At 31.8% G+C, this 20,280-nt stretch carries 15 protein-coding genes and 1 pseudogene; 1 reads left to right on the forward strand and 15 read right to left on the reverse strand.

All coding sequences use genetic code 11. From position 1 onward, the window contains the following. Nucleotides 1-811: 811 nt before the first annotated feature. The 11 genes and pseudogenes from B7R65_RS00090 to B7R65_RS00135 all read right to left on the reverse strand — a co-directional run bounded on the left by B7R65_RS00090 (nucleotide 812) and on the right by B7R65_RS00135 (nucleotide 14,212). Nucleotides 812-1,285, reverse strand: coding sequence for a DinB family protein (locus B7R65_RS00090; protein WP_088040576.1), 474 nt, complete (start codon nucleotides 1,283-1,285; stop codon nucleotides 812-814). 105 nt (nucleotides 1,286-1,390) lie between these two features. Next, complete coding sequence (locus B7R65_RS00095; protein ID WP_088040578.1) at nucleotides 1,391-1,939, reverse strand: pyridoxamine 5'-phosphate oxidase family protein; 549 nt, start codon at nucleotides 1,937-1,939, stop codon at nucleotides 1,391-1,393. A gap of 240 nt (nucleotides 1,940-2,179) precedes the next feature. After that, entirely contained in the window at nucleotides 2,180-3,286 is a 1,107-nt protein-coding gene (locus B7R65_RS00100) for a Ger(x)C family spore germination protein (protein WP_088040580.1), read from the reverse strand. Further along, nucleotides 3,276-4,403 carry a GerAB/ArcD/ProY family transporter gene (locus tag B7R65_RS00105; RefSeq protein WP_088040582.1) on the reverse strand — a complete coding sequence of 376 codons (1,128 nt, stop codon included), beginning with the start codon at nucleotides 4,401-4,403 and terminating at the stop codon, nucleotides 3,276-3,278. The genes B7R65_RS00100 and B7R65_RS00105 overlap by 11 nt, the downstream gene beginning before the upstream one ends. Beyond that, entirely contained in the window at nucleotides 4,381-5,937 is a 1,557-nt protein-coding gene (locus tag B7R65_RS00110) for a spore germination protein (protein ID WP_088040584.1), read from the reverse strand. Before B7R65_RS00110 ends, B7R65_RS00105 begins: the two co-directional genes overlap by 23 nt. Nucleotides 5,938-6,295: 358 nt before the next feature. Further along, nucleotides 6,296-8,005, reverse strand: coding sequence for a sensor histidine kinase (locus tag B7R65_RS00115; protein WP_088040586.1), 1,710 nt, complete (start codon nucleotides 8,003-8,005; stop codon nucleotides 6,296-6,298). Continuing rightward, the gene (locus B7R65_RS00120) at nucleotides 8,002-8,772 is read right to left on the reverse strand and encodes a response regulator transcription factor (RefSeq protein ID WP_088040588.1); all 771 of its coding nucleotides are present in this window, start codon (nucleotides 8,770-8,772) and stop codon (nucleotides 8,002-8,004) included. The genes B7R65_RS00115 and B7R65_RS00120 overlap by 4 nt, the downstream gene beginning before the upstream one ends. A gap of 267 nt (nucleotides 8,773-9,039) precedes the next feature. Then, the gene (locus B7R65_RS00125) at nucleotides 9,040-9,885 is read right to left on the reverse strand and encodes a response regulator transcription factor (protein WP_088040589.1); all 846 of its coding nucleotides are present in this window, start codon (nucleotides 9,883-9,885) and stop codon (nucleotides 9,040-9,042) included. Between the two features lie 528 nt (nucleotides 9,886-10,413). After that, on the reverse strand, nucleotides 10,414-11,607 hold the full coding sequence (locus B7R65_RS00130; RefSeq protein WP_088040591.1) for an epoxide hydrolase family protein: 1,194 nt from the start codon (nucleotides 11,605-11,607) through the stop codon (nucleotides 10,414-10,416). Nucleotides 11,608-12,489: 882 nt separating this feature from the next. After that, nucleotides 12,490-12,612: pseudogene (locus B7R65_RS21950) on the reverse strand (hypothetical protein); the annotation flags it as partial. A gap of 136 nt (nucleotides 12,613-12,748) precedes the next feature. Next, the gene (locus B7R65_RS00135) at nucleotides 12,749-14,212 is read right to left on the reverse strand and encodes a flavin monoamine oxidase family protein (RefSeq protein WP_088040593.1); all 1,464 of its coding nucleotides are present in this window, start codon (nucleotides 14,210-14,212) and stop codon (nucleotides 12,749-12,751) included. A gap of 511 nt (nucleotides 14,213-14,723) precedes the next feature. Here B7R65_RS00135 and B7R65_RS00140 point away from each other — a divergent pair. Next, complete coding sequence (locus B7R65_RS00140; RefSeq protein WP_088040595.1) at nucleotides 14,724-14,972, forward strand: hypothetical protein; 249 nt, start codon at nucleotides 14,724-14,726, stop codon at nucleotides 14,970-14,972. A gap of 44 nt (nucleotides 14,973-15,016) precedes the next feature. On the opposite strand, the gene B7R65_RS00145 is transcribed toward B7R65_RS00140, so the two are convergent. The 4 genes from B7R65_RS00145 to B7R65_RS00160 form a co-directional block, all read right to left on the reverse strand. After that, nucleotides 15,017-15,181, reverse strand: coding sequence for an FbpB family small basic protein (locus B7R65_RS00145; RefSeq protein WP_088040596.1), 165 nt, complete (start codon nucleotides 15,179-15,181; stop codon nucleotides 15,017-15,019). 33 nt (nucleotides 15,182-15,214) lie between these two features. Then, complete coding sequence (locus B7R65_RS00150; RefSeq protein ID WP_088040598.1) at nucleotides 15,215-16,159, reverse strand: LysR family transcriptional regulator; 945 nt, start codon at nucleotides 16,157-16,159, stop codon at nucleotides 15,215-15,217. Nucleotides 16,160-17,059: 900 nt separating this feature from the next. Next, nucleotides 17,060-18,955, reverse strand: a complete 1,896-nt coding sequence (asnB, locus tag B7R65_RS00155) for an asparagine synthase (glutamine-hydrolyzing) (protein ID WP_088040600.1) — start codon at nucleotides 18,953-18,955, stop codon at nucleotides 17,060-17,062. Between the two features lie 171 nt (nucleotides 18,956-19,126). Further along, on the reverse strand, nucleotides 19,127-20,173 hold the full coding sequence (locus B7R65_RS00160; RefSeq protein WP_088040601.1) for a hypothetical protein: 1,047 nt from the start codon (nucleotides 20,171-20,173) through the stop codon (nucleotides 19,127-19,129). Nucleotides 20,174-20,280 lie beyond the last annotated feature (107 nt).

Raw genomic sequence — 20,280 nt, forward strand, 5'->3', positions numbered from 1 at the left:
ATTCATGTGGTAATTAGACAAAAACATTAAATTGTGGGTTACAAAAAAAATTACATTATTTGAAAATGTGATAAATCTAGTAAATCATTTGTCTTTTTGTATTGTGAAGTTATTCTATTTCTTATAAATAATTAGATAGATAAAAAAAATTATAAACCTTTTGAATTAAAGATATTTCGAATAAAATAGGATAAAAGAAATAGAGCTTAGTTCAGGGTGGAAAGTGTCACATTCATACCATGATCTATAAAAGACATAATGCAAGACCTTTGAAACTATCATCCATGTATGCAACTTGCCGGTATACCCATAATATACCTACAGCTTGGTAAACAACTCTTACCAGCTAAACAATTCAAGAAAAACTCAGGGATTGAATCTTGATTATGAAAAGTCTTCTAATCGGAACAAAATCTGCTAGTTTACTATAATGAAATGAAGCAAATTTTTCTGACAAAAGTGAAAAGTTCTTCGTTTAATTTACAAAAAAGAGCTTACAATAAATGCTTCGAAAAAAAATTCATGGCAGGCCAAAGCTAATCCTAAGGCATTGATAGCAGTATTCAACGATCTATTTTTTTTTCGATTAAACCGTCTATAAAATAAAAATGCAGCCCAAATTATTACAAGGCTGCATTACTTTCTATATTTTTTTGTAATCTACCGTGTGAGACGAGAATAAGCGTCCAATCGGATTCGTTATCGAAGTCGGATGATGTAGAAATCGCCATCCCTACTATTTTAAAAGCCATTGTACCTTCACTATTTGACGAACACTTTCAAAAGAGGGGCTTTTTTATTCACTTTGTTACTAAGACAATAATTTTTTGTATACGGTGATGATTCCGAAATGTAATCCTTCATGATATAAGTTATAACGGATCATCTCCTCAGGAGTATTCAAATCGAGTCCCGTTGACGTTGTAAGGGTCGGTGCCCTTTCGTTCAAGCGGCCAGTCAACGCCTCTCGAACTCTCTCATGTTGTCCTTTCAAAAGGCTCTCCAGTTCCGCTAAAGTAGGCAATGGGACCGAATCATCAATATCGTCCAGCGGCGACTTTCCGTTTGGAAAGCGTTCCAAAAACCCTTCAGGGAGATTCATAGAAAGATTTAATTTTAAAAACGCTAAAAATTCAGTAACAGTATAAATGTGACCTAGCTGCCAACGGATAGTATTGCGGAAACCTAGTGGTATTCGATCTGCTAACTCCTCAGTTACGCCCTCCATAGCTTCTAACGTTTGGCTTCTAATGAATTCTAGTTGGTCAAAAAGATTTTGTTTCATTTCTATCTCTCCTTTACTTTTAAATATTGCTCATTTTGAGGCTAATTATATGGTTTAAACTCTTACAGGAAATTTGATCATCACTTGAAATTGTGCATTACTCTGTTACGCACGTTCATTTTGAATGGTCCGCCCTTCATGAAACATACGATCAAGGATTATATCTTTTTCTTTAGCCGACACGGAGCTTGCGTTTAATTTATAAATTCCGGTCTTACTACCTAATGGGGAAACATATCGTTCCAAATGGGGTCGCCCCAGCGGTCGATCATAATAGCCAGGCACATATTTGTCCAGCATGACTTGCATAGCTTGCGTTGCCTCGTTTATATCAGTTAAGCGAACCAAGGATCCTTCGATGATAACACTCATATAGGCTGTGTCAGTTTTTGCTGGTATCGGACTGGTAATTGTCCCATAATTCTCGCTAACGGTGAAGCATGCCAGAGGGTTATTTTCGATGTAAGTGACTTTTCTCCCTTCTTCTGCTCCATGAAAATAGATTGCGTCGTTCAGCCAAACGAAATTGAGTGGAATGACATATGGGACGTCTTCTGAAGATAAGCCAAGGAATCCAGTCTGGGCATGTTCGAGAAAGTGCTGGATTTTAACGGTATCAGTACAAGTACGTTTCTCATTACGAATGGGAAACATCAAAATCATCTCCTTTTATCTATTTTTAATCGTTCCATGGCGTTTCATAAGAATAATCCAATACAGTGGTCATATTTTTCGTTACGGTCCAATGCGAAGTATTCCAAATAGATTTCTTATTACTGAAATATAAAATTTGTTGTGAGGGATTCTAGATGCCAATATCTTAAGCATTCTAGAAGGATAGTACGCTATTCAATGACTTTAACTATGTAATAGTCAACGTCGCTACTTGGATTATCATTTCGAATTTCCAGTATTAATCAGGTCTACTTTTACTTTTATTTTAAAATTCATGTTAGAGTAAGTTTCGTTCCAGTTCAAATTGTTCCAGTTTTCATATGATAATCGATTACGAACTAACGATCCGATTCCGATAGGATCTGTCTGATATTTTTGCAATTTGATTAACAGCTTTTTGGAATTGGTTTTTATATAATTTTCAACCTGTTTTTCCAATTGTCTTTGATTCTTATCATTACTTATATCCATTGTACCTGTGTATTCAAGGACGCTTCCTTTAATATCTAGATTTACTTCACCCGTCATATTCTTTCTATTGCTTGTTTTCACTTTTTTATTATTTTTTGAATTGATATCACTTAAAAAAAGCTGAACATTATTTCCTGATTCTTCATCATTCATACTAATCATTAGACTCCCATTTTTTATGTCCCCGCTTAATAAATTAAGGATCTGTGTTTCAATTAAAGTTAGTCGTGTAACATATTGATCTCCTTTAAAAGTACCCAAGCCCTTCAATTCAATGTTCTCGCCTTCATATGAAAAAACTGGTAAAACCGGGTCAATTCCATCGTCGTAATAATCTCTTAAAAAACGGTATTTATTAGTATTTAAAACTTTATTTTGAGTGCCCAATTTTTCGAAGAAGCTATAAAGGTATTCGGCATTATCTGGAACAGAGGGGATTTTTTTTTTAAGAAGTTCTTCACCTTTTCCCTCGACAATCGCAAATTTAACACGAGTTCCGAATTCTGGATCCCTTGTAAACGTCTCAATAATATTTATAAGTCCTTTTTTTGACAGTTCCTCCCCAAAGAGTATCGCACTTTGTCCTCCAACTATCTTTAAATTTGTTAAATTTTGAAGTTTGATGAAGGTGTCATGAGATGATTTCCCATCAGCAGTTAGAGTCTGAGTACCAGCCTTTCCTTCTTTAGAAACAGTAGGAAATAGGACAGTTGTTTTAATTGGATTTTCTTTATTATCAGACATATCGAAAGCAACAGATTCAAGAATTGCTAATTCTTCAATAATTTTACTTCCTCCGCACCCTGTTAGAAACAAACAACATATTGCGATCATTACAATCATTTTATTTTGCATGTTCTGTCTCCCTATTAATCCGATTTTTAATAATTTGAGTAAAAAGGATGCATAACACAAAGATCGGTAATGCCCAAGCTATACCAATTGCACAATAACCAAGCCACATTAACCACTTTTCGACATTCACCAAGGAATCTGGGATCAATGCGAGGATAAAACCACTTGCTAGTATTATGAATATCCAGAAATTTGGCTTTATACTTTTAATCATATTTCCAAAAATTTGCTGAGCTCCCCAGAAATAGATAACAATTATTGCTAATAACTTGAAAGCAAAAACGGAAAAGCAAAGATTTTCTGCTCGTGAAAGGAAAGCAACTTCTGTATATTCAAACAAAGTCATAACAGGGAATATATCATTTAATATTTGTTTGAAGCTAAAAAAGCCAAAGCATATAAAAGTGATAAGTAAATAAGTTACGGTGGACAGAAAATTTCCAATAAAAAGAGCCTTTGTCCATTTTTTTTCTACCATTGGGAAAAAAAGGATGGAAACTTCAATCCCCAAAAATGCTGTATAAACATGAACTGCCCCCTTAAAAAAATCTGTATCTCCTTTAAAAAAGAAAGTCGTATAACGTGCAAAATCAAATTCAGGAATCAGATAAAATAGCAAAAAAAGCATGGGTTGCACGAAGGCGCATAAAACCACAATTGCCTTAGTCATCTTGTAGATTCCACCTCTTAATAATTGAAAACTAATCAATATAAAGAAGGCGATAAAAAGTGAGACAGGTAAAGCTGGAAAAAACATCATTTTGAATATGAAGATATAAAGCCTCATAATCATGCTTGCAATTCCAATCCAAACACCAATGATAAACAAATAGAAAGGCACCATGACCCATTTAGGAACCGTAGCCTCAATGATTTCAAAAATTGACCTACCATTACCTAGCTTATAAATTATAGCAATCATCGAAATATTAATATTAACAAGTATGGCAATGAAAATAATACTTATCCAGCCATTTGTTCCGAAATATTCGGCAACTAATCGAGGTAAACTATACAAGACAAGACCATTTTGAATCGTATAAATTAGTATTGATAATTGAAGTGGATGGAGTCGTTCCTTCATATGATCACCATTAATTCCTCTCTTTTTCACCATCGTTTTGCATCATAGATTGTGTAGCTTGCCCCTTCTTTATTTTATAAAAGGGCCCTCTCACAATACTATCCATCCAATCTTTGAAAAAGGTTGGAGAAATCGGCATAAAATAAGGTGATGATAAATTTGTTAACCCAGTTAAGTGGATGATTAATATTCCTAAAGCGAAAAAAATCCCAATATTCCCTAACAGTCCTGCCATTAAAATAAAAAAGAATCGAACCATTCTAATGGAAGCACTCATAATATAACTTGGTACAATGAATGATGCAATGGCCGATACAGCTACAACAATTATCAAGATATTACTAGTAATCCCAGCTTCAACTGCTGCTTGGCCAATCACAATACCGCCTACAATTCCTATTGTTTGACCAATTTTTGTAGGAAGTCTCGCACCCGCCTCCCGTAGTAGTTCAATTACTATTTCTAAAAATATAGCTTCAACGATTGGGGGAAAAGGTACTCTACTCCTTGACTGCATAATGCTTTGAAGTAGGGAAAGTGGAATCATTTCGTAATGGTAAGTACATATAGAGACATAAAAAGCTGTGAGTATTAATGTAATAAATAAAGCCATGTATCGCAGAATCCTAACCCCTGTTCCTATGATCCAAGGCTGATTATAGTCATCTGCTGATTCAAAAAAATCGAAGAAACTAGATGGGGTACAAAAAATATTAGGACTATCATCTACAAGTCCAATTACTTTTCCCGCATATAATTTTGTGACAGCTATATCTGGTCTTTCTGTGGTATAAAATTGTGGGAATGGCGAATTTTGATGATCATCAATTATTTGAATTAAAACATTGGAGTCTGTTATGGAATCAATTTTAACTGATTGAATCCTCTCTTTTAGGTTTTTCACGACATCCGCATTTGCAATACCCTCTATATAAATGATAAGCACTTTTGTTTTTGAAATTTCACCAACAGATAACTTAATCATTTTTAAGCGAGGACTTCTGACTCTTCTTCTAATCAGCGAAACGTTCGTATTTAATACTTCATTAAAAGAATCATGTGGCCCATTTATGACAGTTTCTGATTCAGATTGTGAAATGGAACGTTCCTCAAAGCCTGATACATTTATTAAATATGTATTGCCCCTAGTGAACAATGACACATTACCTTCTAATATTCCATTTATTACTTTTTCTTGATTGTCTTCACGTTTAAAGAGTGACTGTTGAAAAGTTTTATCGAAATTACTGAATGACATTTCTCTTAAGGGTGAGAGTATTTCCCACTCTAATGTTTGTGAATCTACTAATGAGCTAAAATAAATAATGTGAATTTCATCCTGATTAAATGAGCGATGAACAAGGTCAAAACAATTCTCTAATTCTTTAAGTGTCTTTTCGTAAGTAGCTACTTTAAGAGTCTTTTCAACAGTATCTGAAATTGTTTTTTCATAAGAAGCTACTTGTTTATTACTATCCAAACGACGCGTATTATGTAGATTAATAAAACCTGTAGCCTTTTGTAAGAGAATCTTAATCTTTTTGATTATTGTTCGAAACCGACCCATTAAAGTACCATCCTTTTAACAAAATATAATTTGTATTATTTACCATCAACACTACAAATATGTATTTATGCCCTTTCAAAATACATAGAAAAATAGTTCATTAATATAATGATTTTCAGATTTGCTCATCACTTCTTGAAGGATCAGTGCAAATAAGTACATGAGGTTTACTCTAATTTAACAAATAAAAAAAGACTGCTTGACGCAGTCTCTTTGATTTTCAACTAACACATCGTGAGTCAAAATGTAGTTGATATGTATGGTTCAAATTTGAATATTTTTTGAAAATCTAGTGAAAATTAGTTTTCATATTCAACTTGAACTTCTATATTAAAAAAGATCCTAATCATATCACTTTTTAGGATTTTATTCGAATCGTAACTTTAGTACCTTTACCTATAATAGACTGAATAGTTATCCCATAACTTTCACCATAGTAAAGTTTAATTCGTTTATCTACATTATTAATTCCTACACCGCCAAGTTTTGATATTTTCATTTTGTTAATCGAATTCAATTTATTTGTATCAAAACCAATTCCATTATCTTGAATGAAAAATAAAATGTGCTCAGCATCTTTTTCTATGTGTATCGTTATTTCACCATTATCATCGGATTCTCGTATTCCATGATAAATAGCATTTTCGACAATAGGCTGTAATAAAATTTTGGGAATCTTCACATCATTTAAAATAGGGTTATAGTTAATAGAATATGATAATTTTTCTCCATATCTTTCTTTTTGAATAAATAAATACTGTTCAACATGCTCTATTTCATTTTGAATTGTTGTAAATTCATTTCCACCACTCAAAGAAAGTTGAAAAAATTTAGCGAGTGCTTTTGTTATAGATATTACACGTTCTTTTTCTTCAAATTCTGTCATCCAGACAATTGTATCAAGTGTATTATATAAAAAATGTGGGTTAATTTGACTATGTAATACACTTAATTCGTGTAGTCTGATATTTTTTTCTTTTTCCTCTATTTCAACTAATAAATTCTTTATTTCTAAAACCATCTTATGAAAATGTTTCGATAAACTAAAAACTTCAACACTTGCATTTGAACTTTCGGTGAAATCTATATTAAAATCACCTTTTTCTACAACCTTCATTAATTGCTCAAGTTGATAAATTGGTTTAGTAATTCGTTTGGCGAGCAAAGTAGAACTCATTATAATAATTAAAAGCATTATAATTCCAACTACAATTATCGTAATAAATAACTGGTTTCTAAATTTGGATAACTCATCCAAGAAACTTATTCCTATTATTATCCAATCTGCATTTTTTACCTTATAATGTTCAGTTAAAACGTTTTTGCTCCTGGTATAGCCTTCTTTCATTTCTTTGATTTTTACAAGGTATTCTCTTTTTTGTTTATTCCCAAAATAAGAGGGATCTTTATGATAAATAACTTCTTCTTTTGAATTTAAGATAAATGCAAACCCTTTTTTACCTAAATATATTTCCTTTAAATAATCTTCAAGGACCTTATATTCAATATCAATTAATAAAACGCCTAAACTTCGATTATCTTCCCCTATTACTTGACGGGTCATTGAAATTACCCAATTATTTTTTTTCGATGGAAATTTTTGCAATCGAAGCGAAGAATGGAATGGAATATTATCACTCTTTATTGTCGAAACATACCAAGATTCTTTCATTATATTGGTATTTATATCATTTAATAAATCCCCTTCATTTGAAAGAACTTTGCCATCTTTACTTACAATTAAGATCGATTTTATATATGAATCTGACGATTTAACAACTTTTAGAAAGCGCAAGGCATTTCTTTCGCTTTTCTTATTTCCATTTTTAATAAAGTTTTTCACTTCATTATTCTCTATTATTAAATCAGAAACATTCTTTAGTTTATCTAAATACATTTCGATATAAGTGCCACTTTTTTTTACTGATGATTTCGTAGTTTGAATGGATTCTTTTAATATTAAATTTGAAACAACATAATACAATAAACTACCAATAACCAACAATGTAAGTAGACTAATGATTACATAGGTAAGAGCAATTTGTACTTTCAATCTTTTTCTTTTCATTTATCCTTTATTCTTTCTTTAAATTGATTGGGTGAAACTTCATATCTCTTTTTGAATGAAGTACTAAAATAATTTGGGTCATCAAATCCGACTTTTTCACTAATTTCATATATTTTTAAATCGGAACTTAATAATAATATTTTTGCTTTTTCTAACCGAGTACTAATTACAAATTCTTTAAAAGAAATTCCAAATAATTGTTTAAATAAACTACTACAATATCCAGTACTTATATTTAATTCAGATGCTAAATATGGTAATGAAAATGAAGGATCTGAAGCATTTTCTTCTATTAATTGAATAATTTTATCTTTATAATTATCTTCCCCACTTATAGCGTTTTTTTCCATTATTCCTTCTACAAGTAAATTCACTTCTTCTTTTTTTAATCTTAATTTTAACTTGTCTACTAATTTAGATAAAAGTTCTTGAATATCATTTTTTGAAACTGGCTTTAAGATATAATCATCAATTCCAATTTTCAATGCAGTTACCGCATACTCATAGTAATCATAACCAGTAATAACCGCTATCAATACATTTTCATTTATGTACTTTATTTTTCTTGCAAACTCTAAGCCATTAAGTTTAGGCATATTAATATCCAATAGGACTATATCAGGCGTATATTTATCAAATTGCTTTAATGCTTCATTTCCATTTGAAGCTTCATATACTTCCGTTATTGATAATTCTTCAAAATTAACAAACTTTTGAATACCTTGTCGGATAATTGGTTCATCGTCTACAATTAACAATTTATACATGCTTTCCTCCTTTTTATGAAAAGGGATTATTTGCATTTCGAATAGTTCAAATCATAAAATAATCTAACTTTATTAGTTTTTAACAAAATCGATTAAATATCCGTCACCTTTTTCTTCTAATTGATCAGTTGGAATAAATCACAAAAAAATAAAGGTATGTTGAATTAGATTAAAAAATGGTTTTGTTTTGAGAGACAACAAAAAGAAGCTATGATTAAAATTCATAGCCTCTTTTTGTTATCATTTTTAGCAAGCATTTTTTTAGTACTACAAGTTCATCGGATTAGATTCATCCATATTACTCGAATTCATTTCCATTACAAAGTCCAATTCATTTGAAATGGCTCTATCCCTTATTGTTTCTTTAAATTTATTTGGAGAAACTCCATATCTTTTTTTGAATGAAGTACTAAAATAATATGGGTCTTCAAATCCGATTTTTTCACTTATTTCATATATTTTCAAATCTGAACTTAGTAATAATATTTTTGCTTTTTCTAATCGATTACATATTACGAATTCTTTAAAAGAAATTCCAAATATCTTTTTAAATAAACTACTACAATATCCAATACTTATATTTAATTCATTCGCTAAAAATGATAAAGAAAACGAAGAATCCGAAACATTTTCATCTATTAATTTAATAATTTTATCTTTATAATTATTTTCTCTTATTATAGGATTCTTTTGCATTATTCCTTCTAAAAGGCAATTTACTTCTTCTTTTTTTAATCTTAATTTTAACTTGGACACTAATTTAGATAAAAGTTCTTGAATATCATTTTTTGAAACTGGTTTTAAAATATAATCATCAATTCCAATTTTTAATGCAGTTACCACATATTCATAATAATCATAACCTGTAATTATTGCTATTAATACATTTTCATTCATGTTCTTTATCTTTTTTGCAAACTCTAAGCCATTGAGTTTAGGCATTCTAATATCCAATAGAACAATATCAGGTATATATTCACAATATTGCTTTAACGCTTCATTTCCATTAGAAGCTTCATATACTTCTGTTATAGATAATTCTTTAAAGTTAATAAACCTTTGAATACCTTGTCTTATTATTGGCTCATCGTCAACAATTAGCAATTTATACATGCTTTACTCCTTTTTATGAAATAGGAATATTTGCATTTCGAATTTCACATAACTTAGTTGTTTAGTAATTAATTTTTATCATTTTTTTTAATAATAAATTGGTTAAGATTAATAATTATTTCTTAGAGGCTAAACACACCGTTTTCTTCTTAATGTCAAAATAAAAACCCCTAAAGCTGTAGTAGCATTAGGGGTTAATTTTTGAAACTAATGTTTACTTAATGATGTCTAGACTTCGCCTTTAAGATTTTCTTACCTTTATGTTCGGTCTAACATCGTGAATGTAAAAACGAATGTGCTCACTATAAGGTCAATCATAATCATTCTCCGGACAGCCCCCACAGAGTTGAACGCGCCGCTGAATGACATTTATTAGTGAGCTTTGAGGCTTGCATTAGTCTAATCTTTAATCCAATATATACTGCGGAAACCGCCAATAATTTATCATTTTTTTTTCATTGAATTAATCAATGTCAATCGTGTTGTGGAATGACGAGCAACCGGGTGCGCATTTTCCACCGACTTCCTTTATCGCAACGTCTTTAATGCCGTGCGGAGTTCAGAAATCAGATATTCTGGTTGTTCCCATGCTGCGAAGTGTCCGCCTTTAGGAAGTCTGTTGTAGTGGATAAGATTCGGGTATGCTTTCTCTGTCCAGCTTTTCGGTGCAACATAAAGCTCATCCGGAAATACACTGACTGCAACTGGGATCTTGACACCTTTGACGCCGAAGAAGGAGATTCCGGCAACCGTGTTCTCCCAATATAGACGAGATGCAGAAACAGCTGTGTTCGTTAACCAGAATAGTGTGATATTGTCAAGAACATCGTCGCGCGTAAGTCCTTCATCTACTCCGGCAAAAGATCTTGAGATTAAAGCAAGGCTCTTCCAATCGTGGTCAAGCATAAAGGCTGCCAAACCGACCGGAGAATCGACTAGCCCTGTCAATGTTTGCGGGCGAGTTCCCATCAATGACGCGTACGCGAATTTATTTTCAAGCACTTGCTCAGCCGCTTTTTTCTCTTCATCTGAGAGTCCAGACGGTAGCGGGTTTCCTGACCAAATTGCCGCATCAACATCAGGCGGAATCACGGCGGCCATGTTAGTGTGAATGCCTATAAGTCCTTCTAGTTCCTGAACACCCATGAAATCAACGACAATCGCACCCCAGTCACCGCCCTGAGCCGCATACTTTGTATATCCAAGGCGAGTCATCAACTCTCCATACGCACGGGCAATGTGTTTAGGATCCCAGCCTGTTGTAGTCGGTTTTCCTGAGAACCCGTACCCAGGCATCGATGGAATCACCAGATGGAATGCATCTGATGCACTTCCACCATATTCCGTAGGATTAGTTAGAGGTTCAATAAGCTTCATCTGCTCAATAATAGAACCTGGCCATCCGTGCGCAACAAGTAGTGGCATAGCATTTTCGTGCTTTGAACGAACATGAATGAAATGAATGTCCAGACCATCGATCTCAGTAATGAAATGCGGCAAGGCGTTCAACTTCTTCTCGATCTTGCGCCAGTCATAATCAGTCGCCCAATAGCGTGCTAGTTCCTGCATCGTCGAAAGTTGAGTACCTTGGGATTGATCCAAGACCGTTTCCTTCTCAGGCCATCTAGTAGCGTTAATGCGTCTTCGCAATTCGATAATTTCCTCTTCTGGAATATTAACATGAAACGGACGAATGGTGTTTTTGACTTGTTGTTGTGTCATTTTTAAATCTCCTTTTAATTGGTATTGGATTTTGATTTTGTGTTGGCCGAACCAACAATAACGGCGATTTGAACGCCTTGGAGTTATGCAACGAAAAGTTCTGTTGGCCCTCCATAATAAGTTCACGTATTAACTATTCTTTAAAGGTTCAATTTAGGTGAATCCAAACTATGGTTTTTAGGATCATGTTTTGCCAACTAAATCACGGTATTAGCTACATAACTTACCTCAGGAAGCGCTCCTCAATTGGATTTCCATTTTCAATCAACAATCAAAGGATTCCTCAGCAGAATGAGTATAAGACATACGACGATTAACCGATTGCTCGAACATTTCACTAAAGCGTTTTAATTATCCAAAGGAACATAAATATTCCCTTTAATCTTGAGTAGTTTCTCGTGATGATTATCATGTCTTACCGACGGAATTCTTTCCGAAATATAAGCTCTTAGTTAATTCTAAAAGAAATAGCTTTTATGAAACATGGAATTTAAATAGATAAAACTGGAATAAAATCATGTAACATATGTATTCCAATTATCTAACGGATAAATATTGGGTTTACTTTAGTGATGATAAGTTATTGTTCGATATGGAGGAGAATTTACAAATGATAAGATTTCGTTTATTTTTACGATTATTTTTTATGTACATTGAAATATCTTTTTAGCTTTTTTACTACATAATTAATGTGAAGTTATGGAACAGCAAAGAAGAGGCTGTGGTATGAATTCATACCACAGCCTCTTCTTTAAACCATCTTAAAAGTCATTTTTTAATTACCAAACCTTCATTTATCTCAAATAGTTGGAAATCTTCTTATGTTGGAATATTTATATTATTCATTTACTCTATTTTCAAAAGTATGAATATGATTATTATCTAAACGATAATATTTGAAGTGCATTCTTGTGTTTTGAACGGACGGATATAATGAATGTTCAGCCCAGCTATCTCGCTGAAGAATTGAGGTAGCGCGTTAATTTTTGCTGCGGCTATTGGCCAATTGTAATCAGTAGCCTAATAGAATGCTAGTTTGTTCATTGTTGATACCTGTATGCCTTGCGATGCAACTGGCACTGTTTCATTGTCTCTAAATTTCAACTTGTGAAAAGAATAAATAAAAATCCTATATTTATTTTCAAGTTTGTAAATCATTTATTTCAAAAGCTACTCGAATACCAGCTTCAATTGCACCTTGCATCCATCCAGGCATTGTTGATGTATGCTCTCCTGAAAAATGTACTCTACCTTCGGGTGTAGCAATATAAGGCCCAAGTTCCTTCAATTGATCTGGTTTTAACATCGAAACTGCCCCAGCCGCATAAGGATCCAGTGTCCAACTATAAGTGAATCCTGAAACAAAAGCTGAATATACTTGATTACCAAATAAATATGAAAGATCTTGTAAAGCTTGCTGAATCTGTTCATTTTCAGACAGACTGTCCCAATATAAAGCATCGTCCTCCCAGGTATAGCTAGCTACGATTGTTCCAGGGCCATCGGAACCTAAACAACTGCTAGGATAATAAGTAAATCTTATTGGGAGATCAGTAATTGACATGCCTCCATATAAGCCGTCTTTTTCCCAAAATCTTGAATTAAATTGCAAACCTATCTTTGTTGATGCCATATAATGAATTGTTCTAATAGCTCTCCATTTGTTATATGAAAAAGAACTATGAGGTATGACATCTACAAAATTAAGAACAGAGAAAGGTACAGTAATAATAGCCAAATCTGAAGAAGTTTGAAATGTTTCATTACTTTTTATATTTAATGTATGAATCACTACTTGATCTTTATCTTGAACTATTTTTGTCATCTTTTGCCCATAAAAAATATTACTCTTTAATTGAGTAAGAAATGACTTTGGTAGCTGATCATTACCACCTGTAATTTCATAAAAAGTAGGGTTGGAAAAAAATATCATAAATTCTCTAAATATTGCTGTAAATGCCAATTCCGGAAAACCCCTTGTACCCAAATTAACTTTAATTGATTCAACTGCACCTTGTGATAACGAAACGCCAATGGGGTTATATTTTAAAAATTGTTCCATAGAATATTGATCATAATTATTTATTATTTTTTCCCAATTTACTCCAGGGTTTTGATTAATAAAGTCTATAATCGGGGTAATAACTAAATTTAAAAGTTGATCAGAATTTAGACCTCTTTCCGAAGCAGCTACCGGAAAACCTAATATATCTGGATTTTGATCATATTTCTCCTTTGTCGTTTTAACACCATTCACATAAAACAAATCATTAGATGTAGTATTAATAAATTTATTTGTCGGTAAATTAAATTTATTAATATATTCAATAACAAGTTGATGTGTTTCAGGGATGCGCATTGCTCCATAATCCATGTATTGATCATTAGTAAATGCTTTACGCTCTGTATATACTCTCCCACCTACACGATTATTTGCCTCTAGTATTATAACTTGATGACCTGATTCCTTTAATAAAGAAGCAGCTACCAATCCAGACAAGCCAGCACCAACAATTGTAATTCGTTTTGGAGAAGTTGCTTTTTGTAATCCATTACGTATTATTGAAATCAACTGATCATTAGATAGACTATTGATTGAACTCATAAGAACCCACTCTTTCTTTGTATTTGGTATATAAAATTTTATTCTCGCCTAAACATAATTAGAATGTTTAAGGGTTCTCAGGTGTTTTTTTAGCTATGCTAGTCTCCAAAACGGCAGGCCGAATCTTTCATTCAAAAAAAAAACACCAATATTTAAGTTAACGATGTTACAACAAACAATATATGCCATCTCATATATTCTACGATTGCTCCACCAACAACAGGTCATTTTGCTAGACCTAGCAATACTGAAGACAAAATCAAAGCAATGTCTTTATCTTGTAGCTTTATAGGAATATAACCGTTGATTAGTATGAATAACTTGGCTAGTACTTCTGCACTTAGCTTGTTTGTTTACCAAAAGATGCAATTTCCTAAATAATAAAAATCTATTAAAATTTCAAATCCTTCATCAAGTTCGTATGTACTTTACGGTTTTACTTTAAATGCTTTCACTTGCTTATTCTGAACCAAAAATATTAAAGTAAGAAAAGAAGTAGGGAGGCGATACAATGCTTAAAAAAGGAAAATGCATGTATTGTGCTGAAGAAACACACTTAGCTCCTGTAGAAATTTGGAACATACCAGGTAAGTTCAAATACTATTGCCAAACTCATTACTTCCAAGTACTAATTTCCGATGAACGAGATAAGCAGGCATTTATTGATTACTATAGGAATGAAGCGACAAGAAGTTGGCTTTGTACCGATGGCTTAAAATTATATAATCGATTAACACAAAATAACCCTGCATCCACTTAAGGATACAGGGTTTTATGACTTTATTGGTTGTCTAAAAAATAATATTACTGAACGCTTTCTTTTAATTTTTTTCGAAGTTCCTTCATTATTTTTTCATTTTTCTTTTCAATCTTTAGCTCGATTTCAGCTAATGCATATCGATCACTTGATATAATTTTTTTATTTTCTTCTACTAATTCATAAAAATTTCTTCTTTTAATTCTTCCCATATATTTCTCATCCCTTGATTACCATTTTTTTAATTAATCATTAACTATTCCATCTATCAGGGTCTCTTTAAGACCAACTTTATCTATATATGAATTCAATAAATTAATAAAAATATGACCGGCAGCTCCGATACGCTTTTCCTTATGATGAATTATTGTTATATTTCTTTGAAGTGCTGGGTCAAGCCTTATTGCTCTTAATTGGTCATTATCTTCTAGATTATAAAGTGTTCTAGATAGAATTGTAGCTCCTCTACCTTCCTTAACTAATCTAATGATCAAGCTTGTATCGGTCGATTCAATAAATGGTTCTATCATTATTCCATTATTTCTACATAAAGAATCAAACCATTTTCTAAAACAATGGTCTCTAGGGTTTAATATTAGTGTTATATCTTCAATATCCCTTAACTCTATATAATTTCTGTTAGCTAATCTATGCTCGCAATGTACGACTAAATAAAATTCCTCATTATATAATGGAATAAGATTTAACCCGTCACTTTCAGAAGGCATGATTGTCAATGCTAGATCATATTCGTTTTGTTTTATTTTTTCAACAACATCATCTAATACAAAAAACTGCAATTGTATTTGTGGATACATAGAATGAAACTCTAGTAATGTCATAAAGGCAACATGACCTAACTCGCCTGATAGTGCACCAATTATTAACTTCCCTCTACTAAGTTTTTGTAATTCCTGTAATTGATTATTAGCACTTTTGATTGTGTTAAAAATTTTATGTGAGTGTTCAAGTAAAATCATTCCTGCTTCAGTTAGTGCTATTTTCTTTCCTAATCTATCAAAAATTCGTATACCAAGTTCGTCTTCTAAGGCTTTGATTTGATAGCTTAAGGTGGGCTGGGCAATTCCTAATTTATCTGCTGTCTTTGTAAAATGCATTTCCTCACAAATTGCCATAAAATATTCTAATTGTTTCAACTCCATGTTATTCACCCACTTTGTCTTGTTCATTATCAGTTAGTATGTAATCGACTACTTTTCTAATAATAAGATGTCCACCATACAGTCAAATATGGCGAACACCTTTCAACTTTTTATTGTATTCTCTAGTTTAAAAAAGTACTTTATTAATCGAACTTTCCCAAAAAAATATATAGTTGATAAAGAAAATTTCCATTTTATTTATTTCTTCTTCCTTTAAATTAATTTGTTGAGTTACATTTTGCAAAGGTAATGTAGTTTAAAGTGTTTACTTTCCAAAATATAAACTCTTTGTTAATTGTAAAAGAAATAGCCAACATCCAACATATAATTTGAATAGGTAAAACTATAATAAAATCATGTGTTTTGAAATGATTATCCGATTGTTATGATTAAAGTAGTTACATTGTGCTAATAAATGTGCAAGGTTTACGTGAAACCTTAGTAGACTAAGACAACAAGTTGGCGCATGGAATAGAGAGTTCATTAGATTGCCGGCACTGGTTTAGGGGCCTTTCAATGCAAGCCTAGTACATTAATAATCTAATGTCTCAAAAAGGATGCCGCTCTTTTGGTTTAGAGCCTAGGTTATATCGATTCAGTTACTTCTTAAGGAGCCTGGTTACTCTGGCTCAAATCCTGCTCAGCATCTCATTGGTAATAGTGCCGGTCATAGCAGTTTTGTCTTTAGCCTTTATAGTTGCGTGTCCTTCTTGTCCGATATTCTTGAGACCAGTGTATTCTACGTTGATTCAATCTATAAAGATTTTCCCGATGATCGCGGCTCGTCGGCTACAGATGCTTTGCTAGATAAAATAAACCCTATAAAAAAAGAACATATTCTAAATTAATGAATATGTTCCTTACAAATAATATCTTTTTCATGAACTTCCATTTAATAAGTAAAATGTTAACTAAAACTTTTTTAATCTATTTATAAACAACTACATTTTTTTCTTCAAACTTATATTTCTTTTCAATAAATACTTGGTGCCATAACATAAATTGCAAGACAGTCCATATTTTTCTACTATTATCCTTCTTATTTAAACGGTGCTCTTCTAGTAATTTGTAGAGATAAAATTTATCAAATATATATTCTGTTTGACTTTCATGCAAAAGATTATTTGCCCAATCATATAATTCGTCTTTAAGCCATTGATTAATCGGAACAGGAAAACCAAGTTTCTTTCGATCTATTACATGATTAGGTACTATTCCTCTCATTGCTTCTCTAAATAGATATTTTGTTGTTCCGTTGAAAATTTTTGAAGAGACAGGTAATTTAGACGCAACTTCAAATACTTCCTTATCCAAAAATGGTACTCTTAACTCTATAGAGTTTGCCATTGTCATTTTATCCGCTTTTACTAAAATATCTCCTCTTAGCCAAGTATGAAGATCAATAAACTGCATTTGATTGACGAGAGGTTCTTTTTTAACAAAGTTATAGTGTGGTTCTAAAATTGAACTATATTTCACTGAGCCATCATGATTTAAATAAATCTTTTTCTTTTCAGCCTCTTCAAATATCTTTGCATTCCCAATATACCTTTCTTCTAACGGAGTGCATCCTCTTTCAATAAAACTTTTCCCTTTCATTCCATCAGGCATAATTGTGGAGAAATATTTTAGCACGGTTTTTAATTTAGTTGGTACATTTTCAAACATTTTTAAAGAACTAGGTTCTTTATAAATATTATAACCACCAAATAATTCATCGGCTCCTTCGCCTGATAATACTACTGTTACATGTTTTCTTGCTTCTTTCGCTACAAAATATAATGGAATCGCTGAAGGATCGGCTAATGGGTCATCTAGATGCCAAATAATCTTTGGTAATTCCTCGATATATTCATTTGGAGTTATAAACCGATGTATATTCTCAACATCTAGAGCTAAAGCTGTCTCTTTTGCAACATCGATTTCACTATAACCTTTATTTTCAAATCCAACTGAAAATGTTTTTAGATTAGGATTAATTTGACGAGCAAGTGCAACAATTGCCGTTGAATCAATACCACCTGATAAAAATGAACCTGCAGGAACATCACTTCTCATGTGCATAGCTACAGAATTAGTCAGTACATCTCTAATATCTTTCATTACTTTCTCTTTGGAATGATTCACTGGTGAAAATGATGGTGCCCAGTAAGTTTTTAAACTTATTTGTTGATTTAGTTTTTTTATGAAATAAGTACCCGGTTCTATTTTTTTTATTTCACTATAGATTGTATTTGGTTCAGGTACATATTGAAAAGATAAATAATGTTGTAATGCTTCGTCATTTAATATTAATGAACGTCCTTCGATATTTTCTACAACTTTATTAATAACTTTACTTTCAGAAGCAAATACAATATCATCATCTGTTTCATAATAGTATAAAGGTTTTATTCCGAACTGATCACGTGCGCCAAATAAGGTCTTTGTCATTGAATCCCATATTAAAAATGAGAACATTCCACGCAGTTTATTTAAAACTTTTTCATTCCATTCGATAAAACCGTATAGTAATACCTCAGTATCTGAATTAGTTTCAAAATGATATCCTAATGTTTCAAGTTCTTTCTTTAACTGTTTATGATTATATATTTCTCCGTTAAATACGATCCAAAATCTTTCATTTTCCGAATTTAAAGGTTGATGCCCATTTTCAACATCTATAATGCTTAATCGTTTAAATCCAAGTGATAGATAATCGTCATGATAATATCCTTCATCATCTGGTCCTCTATGAGTAAGTATATTATTATATTCTTTGAATAATTTTTTATTTACTTCGTATTTCTTCTTTGATGATAATATTCCTACGAATCCACACATTTTATCTACCTCTATTTTTATATTTATCACTTGCTTAACTACTTTATAAGAATAGTGTTTAGATGTTTCAAAACAATAAACAAATGAGGTAAAGATGTAAACTTTTTGAAACATGCTGTTATATCTATTTAATGGTATTATTTATAACTTTTTATTATTCAAATTAAAAAACTATTTTTTAATAGTTAGTATGTACGTCACGAAATTATTTTTATTATTCATAACTTTTACTTTTGTAACAAGTAATTTTTTTCCAGTTGGACTCCAAGATATCGGACCTGATATTTCATCTAAATCTGTTGAAAGCTGTGTAATCTTTTTTGAATCAACATCTACCATAAATAATCCTCTTTCACCTTTACCCGTAAAAACAATCGGGAATGCTACTTTTTTTGAATTCGGCGACCAGCTTAAACCAAAAATTTGTGTACCTTTTGCCAATGTCGTTGTTTTTCTACCTTTTGCATCGGTAATAAATAATTCTCTTTTCGTTTGAGAAATTTTACGAACAATCGCAAACTTCTTTTGATTTGGTGACGGAATCACCCATTCAACATTTGATCCACCAAATTTTTTCTTTAACGAATATTCAATATCTGAGTTTGGATTTACTTTTGTTATCTTACCATTAAGGTTTGCGTTATAGATTTGATGATCAATTGTTTGATAATTAATCTCTTTGTTATTTAGCCAGCGACCTTCTGTAGAAAATGCAAAAAGTTTATCAACATCAGAAACCTTTATCTTTTTCTCATTCATTAAATCAATAATATAACCAGTTCCAGTTGTACCATCGCTCGATTGTTTGTAAAAAATATGTTTTTTATCTGGTGAAACGATTGGTCCTATCTGTCCATTCTCTTCACCAGATATAATTTTTGATACTTTTGTATTTAAATCAAACGAGTAAAGATTAATGTGGTATGTATATTGACCATTAAATGTCATTGCTGTTTTCGGGAGTTCTGTATTTTTCTGTTCGACTAATATGGTGTCTTTATTTAACCAATCTGTGCCTTGAATACCCTCATAACGGACGATATTTTTTAAAGCTAATTCATTAGTCACCACATCTTCTTTCCCAGTTAGCACGGTTATTTTTTTATTATTTTTCTCGATGATCACATTTTTATTTTGCTGCTGTAACCAACAACCCGATAATATAAAGACAGAAGTTACAGTCAAAATCATCCAAAGGGATAGCTTCTTTTTTTTCATCAAGTCATTCACCTACTACTTACACAACTCAAATTTTGTATTCTAAATATTTCATTAAGATATCCATTTTATAAAGTTATATGCTTTTTGCAGATAGTCATTTTGAA

Source organism: Bacillus sp. EAC (assembly GCF_002156875.1).
In the GTDB taxonomy this organism is placed as follows: Bacteria; Bacillota; Bacilli; order Bacillales; family Bacillaceae_G; genus Gottfriedia.

Coding starts and splice junctions, on each gene's coding strand:
- B7R65_RS00140 (WP_088040595.1), top strand. CDS start 14,724: ATGCTTAAAAAAGGAAAATGCATGTATTGTGCTGAAGAAACACACTTA.
- B7R65_RS00150 (WP_088040598.1), bottom strand. CDS start 16,159: ATGAACAAGACAAAGTGGGTGAATAACATGGAGTTGAAACAATTAGAA.
- B7R65_RS00105 (WP_088040582.1), bottom strand. CDS start 4,403: ATGGTGAAAAAGAGAGGAATTAATGGTGATCATATGAAGGAACGACTC.
- B7R65_RS00090 (WP_088040576.1), bottom strand. CDS start 1,285: ATGAAACAAAATCTTTTTGACCAACTAGAATTCATTAGAAGCCAAACG.
- B7R65_RS00145 (WP_088040596.1), bottom strand. CDS start 15,181: ATGGGAAGAATTAAAAGAAGAAATTTTTATGAATTAGTAGAAGAAAAT.
- B7R65_RS00160 (WP_088040601.1), bottom strand. CDS start 20,173: ATGAAAAAAAAGAAGCTATCCCTTTGGATGATTTTGACTGTAACTTCT.
- asnB (WP_088040600.1), bottom strand. CDS start 18,955: ATGTGTGGATTCGTAGGAATATTATCATCAAAGAAGAAATACGAAGTA.
- B7R65_RS00100 (WP_088040580.1), bottom strand. CDS start 3,286: ATGCAAAATAAAATGATTGTAATGATCGCAATATGTTGTTTGTTTCTA.
- B7R65_RS00095 (WP_088040578.1), bottom strand. CDS start 1,939: ATGTTTCCCATTCGTAATGAGAAACGTACTTGTACTGATACCGTTAAA.
- B7R65_RS00125 (WP_088040589.1), bottom strand. CDS start 9,885: ATGTATAAATTGCTAATTGTTGACGATGAGCCAATAATAAGACAAGGT.
- B7R65_RS00115 (WP_088040586.1), bottom strand. CDS start 8,005: ATGAAAAGAAAAAGATTGAAAGTACAAATTGCTCTTACCTATGTAATC.
- B7R65_RS00135 (WP_088040593.1), bottom strand. CDS start 14,212: ATGAGTTCAATCAATAGTCTATCTAATGATCAGTTGATTTCAATAATA.
- B7R65_RS00120 (WP_088040588.1), bottom strand. CDS start 8,772: ATGTATAAATTGTTAATTGTAGACGATGAACCAATTATCCGACAAGGT.
- B7R65_RS00130 (WP_088040591.1), bottom strand. CDS start 11,607: ATGACACAACAACAAGTCAAAAACACCATTCGTCCGTTTCATGTTAAT.
- B7R65_RS00110 (WP_088040584.1), bottom strand. CDS start 5,937: ATGGGTCGGTTTCGAACAATAATCAAAAAGATTAAGATTCTCTTACAA.